At 61.0% G+C, this 13,588-nt stretch carries 12 protein-coding genes; 6 read left to right on the top strand and 6 right to left on the bottom strand.

All coding sequences use genetic code 11. The features are described from left to right. Positions 1 to 420: transposase (locus RT91_RS00650; RefSeq protein ID WP_035185062.1), on the top strand; the 420-nt coding region annotated here is incomplete at its 5' end. 1,283 nt (positions 421 to 1,703) lie between these two features. After that, complete coding sequence (locus RT91_RS00645; RefSeq protein WP_152982764.1) at positions 1,704 to 4,583, top strand: autotransporter domain-containing protein; 2,880 nt, start codon at positions 1,704 to 1,706, stop codon at positions 4,581 to 4,583. Positions 4,584 to 4,598: 15 nt separating this feature from the next. On the opposite strand, the gene RT91_RS00640 is transcribed toward RT91_RS00645, so the two are convergent. From RT91_RS00640 to RT91_RS00630, 3 genes are all read right to left on the bottom strand, one after another. Next, entirely contained in the window at positions 4,599 to 5,921 is a 1,323-nt protein-coding gene (locus RT91_RS00640; protein ID WP_013639473.1) for an MFS transporter, read from the bottom strand. 165 nt (positions 5,922 to 6,086) lie between these two features. Continuing rightward, positions 6,087 to 7,553 (bottom strand): HAMP domain-containing sensor histidine kinase, encoded by a 1,467-nt coding sequence (locus RT91_RS00635; protein ID WP_011941534.1) that lies wholly within the window; start codon positions 7,551 to 7,553, stop codon positions 6,087 to 6,089. 9 nt (positions 7,554 to 7,562) lie between these two features. Continuing rightward, positions 7,563 to 8,246 (bottom strand): response regulator transcription factor, encoded by a 684-nt coding sequence (locus RT91_RS00630; protein ID WP_011941533.1) that lies wholly within the window; start codon positions 8,244 to 8,246, stop codon positions 7,563 to 7,565. A gap of 1,062 nt (positions 8,247 to 9,308) precedes the next feature. Between RT91_RS00630 and RT91_RS00625 the strand changes: the two genes are divergently transcribed. From RT91_RS00625 to RT91_RS00610, 4 genes are read left to right on the top strand one after another with little or no spacing between them, the layout of a single operon-like run. Continuing rightward, positions 9,309 to 9,731 (top strand): HPr kinase/phosphorylase, encoded by a 423-nt coding sequence (locus RT91_RS00625; protein WP_011941530.1) that lies wholly within the window; start codon positions 9,309 to 9,311, stop codon positions 9,729 to 9,731. After that, positions 9,728 to 10,639, top strand: coding sequence for an RNase adapter RapZ (gene rapZ / locus RT91_RS00620; protein ID WP_035185055.1), 912 nt, complete (start codon positions 9,728 to 9,730; stop codon positions 10,637 to 10,639). The genes RT91_RS00625 and rapZ overlap by 4 nt, the downstream gene beginning before the upstream one ends. After that, positions 10,636 to 11,058 (top strand): PTS sugar transporter subunit IIA, encoded by a 423-nt coding sequence (locus RT91_RS00615; protein ID WP_011941528.1) that lies wholly within the window; start codon positions 10,636 to 10,638, stop codon positions 11,056 to 11,058. The genes rapZ and RT91_RS00615 overlap by 4 nt, the downstream gene beginning before the upstream one ends. Continuing rightward, the gene (locus tag RT91_RS00610) at positions 11,055 to 11,348 is read left to right on the top strand and encodes an HPr family phosphocarrier protein (protein ID WP_013639469.1); all 294 of its coding nucleotides are present in this window, start codon (positions 11,055 to 11,057) and stop codon (positions 11,346 to 11,348) included. The genes RT91_RS00615 and RT91_RS00610 overlap by 4 nt, the downstream gene beginning before the upstream one ends. A 92-nt stretch (positions 11,349 to 11,440) precedes the next feature. Here RT91_RS00610 and RT91_RS00605 read toward each other — a convergent pair whose 3' ends face one another. The 3 genes from RT91_RS00605 to truB form a co-directional block, all read right to left on the bottom strand. Further along, entirely contained in the window at positions 11,441 to 12,211 is a 771-nt protein-coding gene (locus RT91_RS00605) for a Bax inhibitor-1/YccA family protein (protein ID WP_007422286.1), read from the bottom strand. Positions 12,212 to 12,351: 140 nt separating this feature from the next. Next, positions 12,352 to 12,621 (bottom strand): 30S ribosomal protein S15, encoded by a 270-nt coding sequence (gene rpsO, locus RT91_RS00600; RefSeq protein ID WP_007422287.1) that lies wholly within the window; start codon positions 12,619 to 12,621, stop codon positions 12,352 to 12,354. A gap of 23 nt (positions 12,622 to 12,644) precedes the next feature. Next, positions 12,645 to 13,580 (bottom strand): tRNA pseudouridine(55) synthase TruB, encoded by a 936-nt coding sequence (truB, locus tag RT91_RS00595; protein WP_007422288.1) that lies wholly within the window; start codon positions 13,578 to 13,580, stop codon positions 12,645 to 12,647. Between the last annotated feature and the right edge of the window lie 8 nt (positions 13,581 to 13,588).

The raw sequence follows: 13,588 nt of genomic DNA, 5'->3' as shown, positions 1-13,588 counted from the left end.
AAGGCCCTGCTGCTCCGCGCCGTCGTGCTGGCGCGGCGCCATCGCACGCTCGCGGACGCTACAAGACGCGCCTGGCGGCGGCGCCTCGACCATGATCTCGACGCCGTCATGGCGCTCGCCCCGATCAACCACCACGGCAGACGATTGCGCCGACGATACGGCAAGGTTCGTGATCATCTCTTCACCTTCCTCGACCACCCGGATATCGCCGCGGACAACAACGGCTCCGAGCGCGAACTCCGGCCTACCGCGACATATCGCAAGGTCACCGGAGGGTTCCGATCCAACTGGGGCGCCGATTTCTTCGCCAACGTCCGATCCGTCGTCGGGACCGCCGCGCGGCACGGCCTTGATGCCTACACCGCTATCAAAAACGCCGTCACCGGAGCATCACTGCCCATCGCCCCCCTACCGGGTTGAGCAGATACGCGGCCGGGCTGTTCTGAGCGATGCCCCGGCGCGGAGCGGCGGTAATGATCATGGCCCGCCGCTCCGCCCGTTCCCTTTACAGCCTGCTGGTTGCCCCGATAGGAAGCCGGTGACGGCAGAAAGGCGGGCTCGTCGGCCGGAGCCACCCGTGGCGCCTGAGAGCAGGCCTGTCAGCATCAAAACCGGGATCAAGCATCTAGTTGAGGTCGCCTCGGCATAGATGAAGCGCGATGCGCCGAGAACCGCGACGAGATCTGGGCCGCACGCGTCTCGCAGGTAAGTCGTCCAACCACCACCAGCACCGTATCGCCGGCATAATCGACAAACAGCTTCTTATCCGAAGCATGCGTCTGGCGCATTGTCACCGGCAACTTCGCTTCCCAGTTCCGGCAGAGCTCACAGAAGCAGCTATACCGATCCCCCTGGATGCACGGCGAGAGGTGCTTGCGCTGTAACTCCCGGCGGATCCGCGCCCATTCCAGCCGCCTCCAGCCGCCGTAGCGTCAGGCGTACCGTCGATGCGGCAACCTCAATCCGAATCCCCACATGGCAGGTCAGCAGCCCCGCGAACCTCAACCGTTCAATCGCGCGCACGTCGCCCACTGCAATCTGCTCCACAGGCATTCACCCGTTCTCTCGATCAACCAAAGGGATGAGGCTGAACCAGCCGGTAGAGACCTCAATTCGACCCAGCCACCTCCGCCCATCCGCGCGAATAAAAGTCGGAATGGTCGAGCAAATGAATCTCGAGATAGGTAGGTGATAATTCCCGGAATATGGGCAAATTAAGCACGGCATCGGCAGCCAGAATATCATCGTTTCGAAATACCTGCGATCTCCACGGAATGTGACTGCCACCTCTGCTATGCGTAGAATAGGAAAGCCGTTGGCTCGCGTTCCGATGTGGTTCGTCGCCGGGCGCGTACAGTCCTCGACGACTCTTGATCCGATTGGATCGGAAGATGTTTTGATCATTTCGGTATCGTTTAATTTTTTAATGCTAATAAAATTTAGGATCATAATTTTCATTTATTTTAATTTAATTTATATTTTGATTTATTCGATAGTTAGAATTATATCTCAACGATATCGAAAATTTATTTTTTAATAAATAATTTAGATTAACTTCGTAGCGTGTGTCACACCATGACACGCATCGACCTTCCTCTAGCTCATCCTGCCCGCCCCTCAGCATGCTCCACAAAGCGCGCCGGCGCTATCGATACCGCGCGTCTTCCAGCACCGGGCCGAGATCATCATGACGGGGAACGGATATGAAGATCTCAAGGCGGTTCTCCCTCCTTGCCGCCACGGCGTTGAGCCTGTCTGCCTGTTCGGGCGGCGGGGGGGTTGGCGGTGGCACCGCCTCGTCGAGCCTGCCCGCGCCGTCATCGGTTTCCACACCAACGTCCCCGACCTCGACGCCTCTCCTGTCGACCTTGCAGACGCTGATCAATCTTGGGACGGCCCAGACCTGGACCTACCCCGCGTATAATCAGTATGTGCCGACCACTGTGGTTACCGCGATACAGGAGGGAGCCACCGGGGCTGGCGTATCTATCGGAATCCTCGATACCGGCGCCAATACCGGCGTGCAGGCCCTCCAGGGACGGGTTGCCTGGTTCAACTCATACCTCGCTCAGGGCAATAACACGCTAAATCAGAATAACATCGCGTCAGCGAACGACCCCTATGGTCACGGGTCGATCGTGACGGCGCTCCTCGGAGGAGCGACCCAAGGCACCTACGACAATACGCAAGGGCCAGTGAACTTCTTTGCTGGCGGCGTTGCGCCAGATGCGACGCTTTACGTCGCCCAGACCTGCGATGCCACCGGCGCCTGCACGCTCTACGGCAAGACGTATCAGGACCTGATGGCCAACGGTGTTCATCTGTTCAACCAGTCCCTCGCAGAAAATGCCAGCAGTTTCTCGACGGCCTCGGCCGCCATCCAGGCTTCGCAGCAGATCGGGGCACTATTCGCGCCATTCGGTACCGGCAATCTTTATGTGTGGGCAGCGGGCAACAACCCGCAGTCGCCAAACGACATCAGCGTCGAGGCAGAGGCGCCGGCTTACACGAATTCGTTGCAGCCCCAATGGATCTCGGCGGTGAATGTCGACATCAATAGCCTGGGTCAGGTGAGCGGCCTCGACCCGACATCCAACGCCTGCGGCATCACCGCCCAATGGTGCATTGCCGCGCCGGGTTACGACCAGGTGCCGATCGTCGCCGGGACCTCATTCAATACCGGCTTTGCAGTTGGCACGTCTTTTTCCGCGCCGATCATCACCGGTGTGGCCGCGCTGATCTGGCAGAAATTTCCGTGGTTCACGCCGGCCAATGTCTCCGATACACTCCTGACCACAGCGACGCCTCTCGGCTCGGCGCCCGCCCCCAACACCACCTATGGCTGGGGCCTTGTGAACGCCGCCGCTGCGATCAACGGACCCGCTCAGTTCGCCTTCGGCACCTTCACCGCCAACATTGGCAGCGATCAGGGCACGTTCTCGAACAATATCGGCGGCTCCGGCGGCCTCGTCGTTGACGGCACCACCGGCACGCTCACCCTCACCGGCAACGACGGATATGCCGGCGGCACCACCATCAACGGCGGAAACCTTGCCCTCACGGGTTCGCTCGGCTCGGCCGTCACGATCAACGGAGGCAGCTTCGGCGGCTCCGGCACCGTCAATGGAAGCGTGACAAACGCCGGCGGCACGTTGGTCAGCCAGGCCGCCGCCGGTGGCAGCGGCCTTACCATCAACGGAAACTACGCAACAGGCTCCGGGAGTTCGACGGCGATCGCGATCGGCAATCCGCTGACCGTCAGCGGCAAGGCGCAACTCAACGGAACCTTCAAGGTTCTGGCGCCGCCGCAGACCTACCTGCCGCAATCGATCGAGACATTCATCAGCGCCGGCTCGATTCAGGGCGCCTTCTCCAACCAGACCTATGGCGCTGGCGTTTATTATACCGTGAGCAACCTGCAATATGGCGCTCAGGATCTGACGGCGACGGTAACGCGTTCGAACGTCGCCCAGGTCGCTGCGGCCATGCCGGGCGCAACCCCGGTTGCGGTGGCGGCGGCTTCCGGCGTTCAGGGAGCCCTGCAGCAGATCAACACCTGGTCAGCTGGTGAGGCGGCGGCTAACCCGACCTTCCTCAACGCTGTCGCCGCCGTTCTCTCCGCCAGAACCGCCCAGCAGGCACAGGCAAGCCTCATCAGCCTGTCCGGTGAAATCTATCCAACGCTTCGCACGATCACGATCGACGAGGACATGTCGATCAGCCGTGCGATCGCCGGTCATGCGGCCGAACACCAAGCCGGCCCGACGACCTCCGTCTGGGTGCGCTATCTTGGAACCTTCGGCAGCTTCCGTGAGACCGGGACAGATGGCGCCCATTACAACGACAACGGGGTTGTGGTGGGCCTTGACACGCCTATCGCACCGGACTTCACGGCCGGGGTCGCCTTTGCCCATGATCAGGCCAATGCAAGCCTCAACGGCTTCGGCGGGCGGTTCCACAGCGACCTTGATACCGCAACCGCCTATGCCCGGCTTGGCGGTGCCGCCGGCCCCTACCTGACAGGTCAGGTCAGTTATGGGTGGATGAACGGGCGGGTCGATCGCTCGGTCCTGCTCGGCTACCAGACGGCCCCCGTCAGCAGCGAACCGACGGGAACGATCGGCGGCCTCGCGGCGGAAGCGGGCTATCGCATCGGGGCCTGGACGCCCTATGTTCGACTCGGCGCCGTGCACCTCTATGAACACGCGGTCAGTGAAACCGGCGGCCTCGGGTTCGGCCTCGCGATGCCGGCTGTCGACCAGACAGACGGGTATGTGACGACCGGCCTGCGCGGCCGGACGGTGCTCGATCTCTTCGGCCACGCGATACTGGCCAGCGGGCGTCTGGCATGGCAGCATCGGCTGGGCGGAAGCAGCAATAGTCAGGGTGCCTTCGAAGCGACGCCGGCTGCCACATTCAACCTGTCGGGACAGAACCTGCCGGTGAATGTCCTTCGGGCCGGCTTTCAGCTGAGCGGCAGGCTTGACCGGGCATGGAGCTGGAATGCCGGTGTCAGCGTAAATTACGCGCCGTCCGGCATGAATGCCGAGGCCGTCAATGTCGGGCTCAAGGCCCGGTTCTGAACGCCGCGTGACGCATCATTGCGGCAGCGGCTGCCCTTTCGTTTCCGGCATGAACGGCGCGACAACGAGGCCGATGACATAGATCACGGAAAAGGCCAGCGCGACATGTGCCAGCCCGCCCAGCGCGCCAATCAATTCCCCAGCCATCAGCGGACCGAGAAACGCGATAAACCGCGAGGCATTGAAGACAAATGCCGAAGCAGTACCGCGCACATTGGTTGCGAAGAGTTCCGGCAGATAGATCGCGTACCAGGAAAACGCGCCGAGGGTCCAGAAGCCGTTCAGCCATGAGGCGAAGAGCAGCGTGGCGAGGGAATGTGACCATAGATAGACCGCCGGTGTCATGACGAGGCCACCGACGAACAGGAAGACTAGGTAACGCCGCCTGCCCATCCAGTCGGCAAGGAAGCCAGAAACGAGATAGCCAACCACGGCTCCCGCAGTGTAGACGAGCCCGGCAACGCTCGCCCAGTATGGCCCGTGAAGCCCGTGATGGGCAGCGAAGCCCCCGACGAAGCCGGGTATCCAAGTGGCGATTCCCCACCACCCCATCGTCGTGCTGATCGACATCAGGCAGGCCAGCACGGTCCGGCGCCGGCCCTCCGGATCGGCGAAGAGCTGGAAGAGCGTGAAAGGACGCGCCGACAGGCTCAGCCTGCCGGAATTTTCAGTCACGGCCCAGCGCTTCTCGCGAACCGCCCGTGCCCATGCTTCTGAATCGTCGATGCGGCGACGCAGAAACAGCACAAGAAAGCCCGGAAGGACGCCGACCAGAAACATCGCACGCCACGCGTCGGGCCCCAACGGACGCAGCAGGTACCAGACGGCTGCAGCGAGGAAGGCGCCGAACCCGAAGCCGGACTGCAGAAAGCCGGCGCCCTTGGGGCGGGCCTCGTTCGGCCAGGTTTCGGCCAGCAGCGAATTGCCAGTGCTCCATTCGCTACCGAGAAACAGGCCGGTGAGGAAGCGGAACGCCACGAGCATGCCGACCGACGTGCTGAATGCGGTCAGACCGGTAAACAGGCTGTAGCCAACCACCGATATCAGCAGCATCCGCTTGCGGCCGATATAATCGGCAGCAATGCCGCCAACCGTTCCACCGGCCGCCCAGCCGAGCAGGGTAATGGCAATGGCAAGGCCGGCGGCGGCATGGATGTGCCCGCGTTCGGACGCTGGCAGAAGCGCGGCCATCGCAGGGCCAATCACGGTGATCAGGGCGTAGGTCTCATATCCGTCGAACACCCAGCCGAAGAAGGCGGCGGTCAACACCCGCCAATGGGCGGGGGTCAGACGCGCGCTCCAGGACGAAGGCGCAGCGGCGCTCGTGGTATCGGTCATGGTCTCATCCTCCCCGGACGCTATGCTGGATGAAGAGATGACGCGGACAGATTGCGCCCCGCACCCGCCGCCCCGTTTCATGGCCCGCATTCCGCAATTGATCACGGTATCGGGACGGCGCGGTCGGATGTCAATCAGAGTCGAAATGAACCGGGAGGCGCGGAATCACGCCATCGATGACGCAGCTTCCTGGCGCGGTGATTGTGGCGGAGCATTGTCCCTCTGGGACAGGATGAGACGCGCCCGCAGGCCCGGCTCGTTGTTTTCCAGGAGCAGCGAACCTCCATGGAGTTGTGCGATTGCGGAAACAAGCGCAAGCCCCAACCCTGACCCCGGCGTGGAACGCGCCGCCTCGGCGCGATAGAATCGCTCGGTGGCACGTGACAGGTCTGCCTCCGGAATGCCCGGACCATGATCAGCGATCTGGATTTCCACATGGCCACCGCCGGCATGGGCGGCTATGACCACCCTGTCGGTTTCACGGGAAAACTTGATCGCGTTATCCAGCAGGTTGGAGACCGCCTGCTGCAGCATGTCGCGGTCGCCAAAAATCGGGATCGATTTCGGCCAGTCACGGACAATGAGAATGCCTCGTTCCTCGGCCAACGCATCGAAAAACTCTGCCAAATCGTCGAGCACAGGCGCGAGATCGACATCCCTGAACGCCGAACGGCGGGCGCCGGCCTCGATCTCGGCGATGCGAAGCAGGGCCTGAAACACGTTAACAATTCCGTCGAGATCCAAGGTCGCCCGCTCAACGGCGCTTTGCAGTTCCTCGGTGGTTCGCGCATGTGCGGCGGCGTCTTCGAGCCTCGCACGGGCGCGCGTAATCGGCGTGCGAAGATCGTGCGCGATCGAATTCGACACTTCGCGGACGCCGTCCATGAGTTTCGCGATGCGATCGAGCATGTCGTTGATCGTTTCAGCAAGTTCATCGAACTCGTCACCGTTGCCCGAGCGGCGGACCCGCCGGGTCAGGTCTCCGCGGGCGATGGCCCGGGTTATGCCGGAAATGTCGGCCAGTGACCGCTTGAACAGGCCGCGAATGACGATCGCTCCGAGCACACCAAGAAACGCCATTGCCGCAAGGGCCCAGAGCAGCCCATCGCGGAGAATGCGCCGCAACTGGGCGCGCGTGCTGACATCCCGGCCGACCAGCAGTTGAAACCCGCCCGGCAGTTCGTAATAGCGCATCAGAGCCGTCGATTTGCGGCCGCCTCGCTCGAGCGGCACCTGATACCAGACGTGAGCAGTATTGATGCCTTGCGGCCATCGGCTCATGTTGCCGGCGATCCGGTTTCCCAGCGGATCGACCAGCAGGTAGATGGCGTGGTCGTTGATGTCCTCGCTGATCCGACTGTCCAGGGTCAGAACCAGTCCGGTCAACCCGCCTGCCTCGAAATGAGCGGCCAGGCTGCGCGCGTCGACGCGGATCGCCTCATGGGTCTGCCTCCCGAGCAGGCCGATCGTCGAATAGTAGAGCGAGCCGGCCAGAACGATGGCCGAAATCCCGAAAACAAGCGCGTAGAAAATCGCAAACCGAACGCCAGCCGAACGCAATAGGCGATTATGTCGGACGTGCCTCTGGGGCAAGCCTCGCAGTTCTTCGGTATCGGAGGCGCCGCTGCTCACAACGCGTTCTCAGGGTTCCTCGACCCTCAACATGTATCCGGCATTGCGTACCGTATGCAGAAGCGGGGTGTCGAAGGGCTTGTCGATCTTCTGGCGGAGACGGGAGATATGAACGTCGATCACGTTCGTCTGCGGATCGAAGTGATAGTCCCACACTCCCTCCAGCAACATGGTCCGGGTCACGACCTGGCCGGCATGGCGCATCAGATACTCGAGCAGCCGGAATTCACGGGGCTGCAGATCGATCTTTTGTCCGGCCCGCTTCACGCCTCTCGACAGCAGGTCCATTTCGAGGTCGCCGACGTTCAGGCGCGTCGCCGGACCTTCGCCCTTGCCACGCCGGGCCATCGCTTCGACCCGGGCCAGAAGTTCGGCAAACGCGAAAGGTTTGGTGAGATAGTCATCGCCGCCGGCCTTGAGGCCCTTGACGCGATCATCCACCTCACCCAGGGCCGACAGGAACAGAACCGGCGTCACGTTGTCCTGCGCACGAAGCGTCTCCAGAAGGCGCAGGCCGTCGATCCCGCCCGGCAGCATCCGGTCGAGAATGATCGCATCGAAATTCTCCGATGCCGCCATGAAAAGCCCATCCCGCCCGTTATCCGCATGCTCGACCGTATGCCCCGCCTCGCGCAGCCCCTTCACCACGAAGCCGCCGACATCCTTGTCATCTTCCACCACGAGTATTCGCATCAGTCGCTCCCAAGTTCGCCGGCCTGCGGCCGACCATGACAGACAGGCCAGAGATGTCGCCGTCTCGCATCACCTGCAATGTTCAATATGCGCCGACCGCACCGAGATGAAGGCTCGCATCAACACACCCGCATCATATATCGGAACTCTGTTCATCGCGTGAACGATGTCACCTCGCCGCAGCCCCGGATTCGAGGCAAGTTCAGGGAATTCAACGCCAACCAGCCTCACCCCTGCACTCGTTCCGGCCGATCGATCCCTGATACGCCAGACGGGCCTTATGGAATACAACCATCGGCTGTTGTGCCTGACAATGTGAGAAGGAACAGGTTGGCCACAGCCGCGCGTCACGGTGAACGTCCTGGAAGTCGCCGTAACCAGGCGATTGGTTGCGATGAAGTCTGCGCCGCCTTGATGGAATATCCACGCTTCGCCGGGCCAATCATGACATTGCCGCGACCAGATGCAGGACGCCGAAAGGAAATCCTGCTGGGCTGGATACATTCTCCGGGTCGCCGCCGCGCATCACTGTCGCTGGCAATCGCAAGGCCTGCGACCATGAGCAACGATCCGCCCCGAAAGCGCCGGGCGATATTCACCGGCATGGCTTCGCGGCCGGCCGTGACAAAACGACAGTGCGAACGATGAAGCCGATCAAAAAAGCACGGCATGAAGCCGGCATGGCAATTCCTACTGATTGGGCCAGACCGCCTGCAACATCAGCCGTCTGCAACCTAGGATCGCTCAAGCACCTTTGCATAAGCGTTGCAGCAACGTTACGACGCATGCATGTTTGCATCCGAATTGCTGCCGGAAGCGACAGAAAACAAAAGGAGTCCTTGAACAGCCCACACACCGGATTGCTCGCGTTGAAATTTTTTCATATTTTTGGATTATATTAATTAATTAAATTTTATCAAATCCTTATTTCCTGAAATATCTCGTTTTCTGCCTTTGTTGGCCTCACGGCAATACGTCGAACCGGGCCAGCGGCATCGTCAGAGCGGCATCGTCGGCTGCCCCCTTCCTCTTTCGCCTGAAACTTGCCACAATTAAACTCAAATGCTTTTGCATGGTTCTTGTGCGGCACTAGGCGACGACGCGGTTTTGCTGCTGGGCCCGCCCGGGTCCGGCAAATCTGACTTGTTGCTCAAGCTGATCGACCGCGGCTTCAACCTTGTGGCCGATGATCAGGTGCAGGTCGCCGGGGACCAGGTATCCGCACCGGACACACTTGCTGGCATGATTGAGTTGCGTGGGATCGGGCTGTTCGGCGTGCCAGCAGTCCGCCAGGCGACTTTGAAGCTCGTCGTTCAGCTCTGCGGGATCGAAGAACGTTTGCCGAAACCTCGCACCAATGACATCCTGAACGCACCGGAGATCACCATAAACCCGCATTCCTGCTCGGCACCGATCCGGATTCATTGGGCGCTCGACGCACTTGGCGGCCGCCGTATGCAGTATTGCGGGAGCTTCGTCGAATGAGCGCACGCATGGTGATCGTTACCGGCCTCTCCGGCGCAGGACGCAATTCCGTTTTGCGCGCGCTGGAAGATATCGGTTATGAGGCGGTGGATAACCCGCCGTTGCGGATCGTCGAAACGTTGGTGCGGGGCGACAAGCCGCTGGCAGTCGGCGTGGACGCTCGGACCCGGGATTTTTCGGCCGAGGATGTCCTGTCGACCATCGATCGGCTGCAGACACGGGGAAGTGTCCGCCCAGAACTCATATTCATCACGGCGAGCCCAGAAGCATTGCAGCGCCGCTTCAGCGAAACGAGGCGTCGGCATCCTTTGGCATTGGCCGGCACCGTGAGCGAAGGAATCGAAACCGAACAGGCCCTGACCCGCACCCTTCGCAATGCGGCGGACTGGGTTATCGATACCTCCGAACTCTCCCTGGCCGGGCTTCGGCAAATCATTGATCAGCGTTTCGGGCTTGGCGGCCCGGGAATGTCCATCACGCTGGTTTCATTCGGATATCCGTCTGGATTGCCGCAGGAAGCCGACCTTGTGCTCGACACCCGCTTCCTGCGCAATCCCCATTACATACCGGACCTGCGCGACAGGACCGGCCTCGATCCCCAGGTAAGGGACTATATCCGACAGGATCCCGATTTTCCCGAATTCTTCGAGCGGGTCAGCGGCCTGACCGATTATCTGTTGCCGCGTTTTGTTCGTGAGGGCAAGAAATACGTCATGATCGCGTTTGGTTGCACGGGCGGAAAGCACCGCTCGGTCTCTCTCGTGGAGATGCTGGGGAGCCGTCTGCGCAATGCTGACTGGAATGTCCTGATTGAGCATCGCAGCCTCGGCTCCAGATCCGCAGGCGGTGCGTGGAAGGCGATGCCGGGAGCCCATCAAGGTGCTCCGATGCCCGGAGTCCAGAAATGATCGGTATGGTGCTCGTAAGCCATGGCAAGCTTGGCGTCGCTCTCCGCGAGGCGCTGGAGCATGTCGTCGGTCCGCAGAGAAACATCGCGACCGTCTCCGTCGAGGCGGATGCCGATATTGAAACCCAGCGCAAGGAAATTGCCGATCGCGTTGCCGATGTCGATACAGGTGACGGCGTGGTGGTTCTGACCGACATGTTCGGAGGAACGCCGTGCAACCTGTCGATGAGCATGCTGGAGCGCGACGACGTGGAGGTAATCGCCGGGGTCAACCTGCCGATGCTGGTCAAGCTGGCAAAGGTCCGCGGCTCACATAGCCTGGCAGATGCCGTTCATTGCGCGGAAGAAGCCGGTCGAAAATACATTGCCTGTGGATCAGAGATCCTCCACCCCGTCACACCGAAGCGTGCGTGCGGATGAGCGCCGATCATTCGCCCGTTCGCTTGGCCCAGACGGTCACCATCTGCAATGCCCGCGGCCTTCATGCGCGCGCCGCAGCCAAATTGGTGACTTTGGCCGAGAAATTCAGCGCGTCCGTCGAGGTATCCCGCGATGGTCAGTCCGTTTCGGCGCAATCAATCATGGGATTGATGATGTTGGGGGCGGGACTCGGTTCAACGATCGAGATTACCGCCGAAGGCTGGGACGCTAAGGAAGCCTTGGCGGCCGTTGTCGAACTGGTCGAGGCCGGATTTTACGAGAACGGCTGAATTCGTTCCTCTGATCGTGACAGGTCTGAGCAAAAAAACAGGCTCCAGAAATCAACTGGAGCCTGCTCTGCAAGGATTTACAGATCCTGAAATCAGTTCCGACGATTGCCCATGAACTGCAACAGGAAGAGGAACAGGTTGATGAAGTTCAGATAGAGTTGAAGTGCGTCATAAACGCTCCGCTTCGCCGCCATTCCGGCGCCGAACCGGTAACCGTACTGGACATAATCAGCCTTGATCCGTTGCGTGTCGTATGCCGCAAGCCCAGTGAACACCAGCACACCGATCGCGCTGATTGCAAACTGCATGGCCGGAGAGTGAAGAAAGATGTTCACCACCATGGCAATCAGCAGACCGATCACACCCATCACCAGAAAGCTGCCGAATTTCGTAAGGTCGGTTCGCGTCGTGTAGCCGTAGATGCTCATCGCCGCGAAGGTGCCGGCCGTGACGAAAAACGTCGTCAGGATGGACTGCCCGGTATAAACTAGAAAAATATTGGTCAGACTTGCGCCCATCAGACCACAGAATGCCCAGAACAGGGCCTGAGCCTGCGTGGTGCTCAGCTTGTTCACTCCGAAGCTCATCACGAGCATGAACGCCAGCGGTGCGAAAATGCTGATATAGGCAAGGATGCCAGGCTCGCGGATCATTGCGCCGCCGGGCGTCGCAACCAGCGGATAGAACGCGTTGATCAGCCCGGTATGCGAGATCGCATACGAGACAATGGCCGTCAGCAGCAGGCCTGACGCCATCCAGTTATAGACCCGCAGCATATAGGCGCGCAGACCCTCGTCCAGAACGCCTGCACCTGCCGCAACGGTTGCGCTGCGATAGGAACGCATGTCGGGACCCATAGCCATGATTGCTTGATACTCCTCGTCGAGCGGCGGAATGCCGCTGTCGACCCTATTTTGGCCATTCGCGCCCGCCGATCAAGCGGAATCGGCGGGCGGCATGTGAGTTCGGCGTAACGATTTGGAGCGCGAAACGCTCCAGCCGGTCAACGGCGCAGGCCGAGACGGCCGATCAGGGCCTCGTAACGCTTGACGTCCTGGCGTTTCACATAATCGAGCAGTCGGCGGCGACGGCCAACCAGCATCAGCAGGCCGCGGCGCGAGTGGAAATCCTTGGCATGTGTCTTGAGATGCTCGGTGAGGTTGACGATCCGCTCGGTCAACAGCGCGACCTGCACCTCGGGGCTGCCCGTATCATTCGCCTTGTTGGCATATTCGCCGATCAGTTCCTGCCGGCGGTCCGGTGTAATCGACATCGCGTAGACTCCTGTTTCTGAAATTAAAGCACACGTTCCGGCTTGAGTTGGCCGTCAGTCAGACGACCTAGCGCCACGAAACGGCGACCCGCCATCAGCCGCGCCAATCCGCCATCGGGATCGCAGGCCAACGGAATCCGACCCATGAACTGGACAAGGCTCAATGCCTGGCCATTTCTAAGGGCAGCGGCTTCCGCTTCGGTCAGGGCCAGGGCCGGGATGTCGTCCAGCGCGGTCTCGACGGGAAGCAGGAAGTCCGGATCGCGGGCGAGGCTATCGCCGGAATCGGCGATCTTGTCCAGCGTCGTCGAGCCCGTTTCGGCAAAGGGGCCAACGGAAAGACGACGCAATGCAGCTATGTGCCCCACAGTGTTCACCGCACGCGCCAAATCGCGCGCCAACGACCGCATGTAGACCCCTTTGCCTGACTCCACCTCGAAAATCGCATGATCAGGGTCGGGCCGGTCGATAAGGTCGAACCGGTCGATCTGCGCCGGGCGAGGCGGCAACTCAGGCGGCAGACCGGCGCGCGCCAGGTCGTAGGCACGCTCACCATCAACCTTGATTGCTGAGAACGCCGGCGGAACCTGCATGATCGTACCGCGAAACGCGACGAGGGCAGCATCGATGTCCGACGTTTCCGGCCGGAAATCGGACGTCATGACTACCGCGCCATCCGCGTCGTCGGTATCACGCGCCTCGCCGAAACGAAGGGTGAAGCGATACCGCTTGGTCCCGTCCATGACATAGGGCACCATCTTTGTCGCCCGGCCCAGGGCAATCGGCAGGACGCCCGTCGCCAACGGATCGAGCGTGCCGCCGTGGCCGACTTTCGCGGCCTGGAGCAATCGCTTGATGCGGGCCACAGCATGCGCACTGGTAATCCCCGGCGGCTTGTCCAGCACGATCCAGCCGTCGATAATACGTCCACGCTTCTGCCGCGTCTGATTCGGCGCCATATTGACCT

It is taken from the genome of Acidiphilium sp. JA12-A1 (genome assembly GCF_000724705.2).
Taxonomy (GTDB): domain Bacteria; phylum Pseudomonadota; class Alphaproteobacteria; order Acetobacterales; family Acetobacteraceae; genus Acidiphilium; species Acidiphilium multivorum.
Note: the sequence above shows the minus strand (reverse complement) of the source record. Positions and strands in the feature narration are given on the sequence as shown.

What these genes read in the sequence shown, in the direction of transcription:
- RT91_RS00605 (WP_007422286.1), bottom strand. Translation starts at nt 12,211, where the DNA reads ATGGCTATGGGTCCCGACATGCGTTCCTATCGCAGCGCAACCGTTGCG.
- RT91_RS00630 (WP_011941533.1), bottom strand. Translation starts at nt 8,246, where the DNA reads ATGCGAATACTCGTGGTGGAAGATGACAAGGATGTCGGCGGCTTCGTG.
- RT91_RS00640 (WP_013639473.1), bottom strand. Translation starts at nt 5,921, where the DNA reads ATGACCGATACCACGAGCGCCGCTGCGCCTTCGTCCTGGAGCGCGCGT.
- truB (WP_007422288.1), bottom strand. Translation starts at nt 13,580, where the DNA reads ATGGCGCCGAATCAGACGCGGCAGAAGCGTGGACGTATTATCGACGGC.
- rapZ (WP_035185055.1), top strand. Translation starts at nt 9,728, where the DNA reads ATGAGCGCACGCATGGTGATCGTTACCGGCCTCTCCGGCGCAGGACGC.
- rpsO (WP_007422287.1), bottom strand. Translation starts at nt 12,621, where the DNA reads ATGTCGATTACACCGGACCGCCGGCAGGAACTGATCGGCGAATATGCC.
- RT91_RS00645 (WP_152982764.1), top strand. Translation starts at nt 1,704, where the DNA reads ATGAAGATCTCAAGGCGGTTCTCCCTCCTTGCCGCCACGGCGTTGAGC.
- RT91_RS00615 (WP_011941528.1), top strand. Translation starts at nt 10,636, where the DNA reads ATGATCGGTATGGTGCTCGTAAGCCATGGCAAGCTTGGCGTCGCTCTC.
- RT91_RS00610 (WP_013639469.1), top strand. Translation starts at nt 11,055, where the DNA reads ATGAGCGCCGATCATTCGCCCGTTCGCTTGGCCCAGACGGTCACCATC.
- RT91_RS00625 (WP_011941530.1), top strand. Translation starts at nt 9,309, where the DNA reads ATGCTTTTGCATGGTTCTTGTGCGGCACTAGGCGACGACGCGGTTTTG.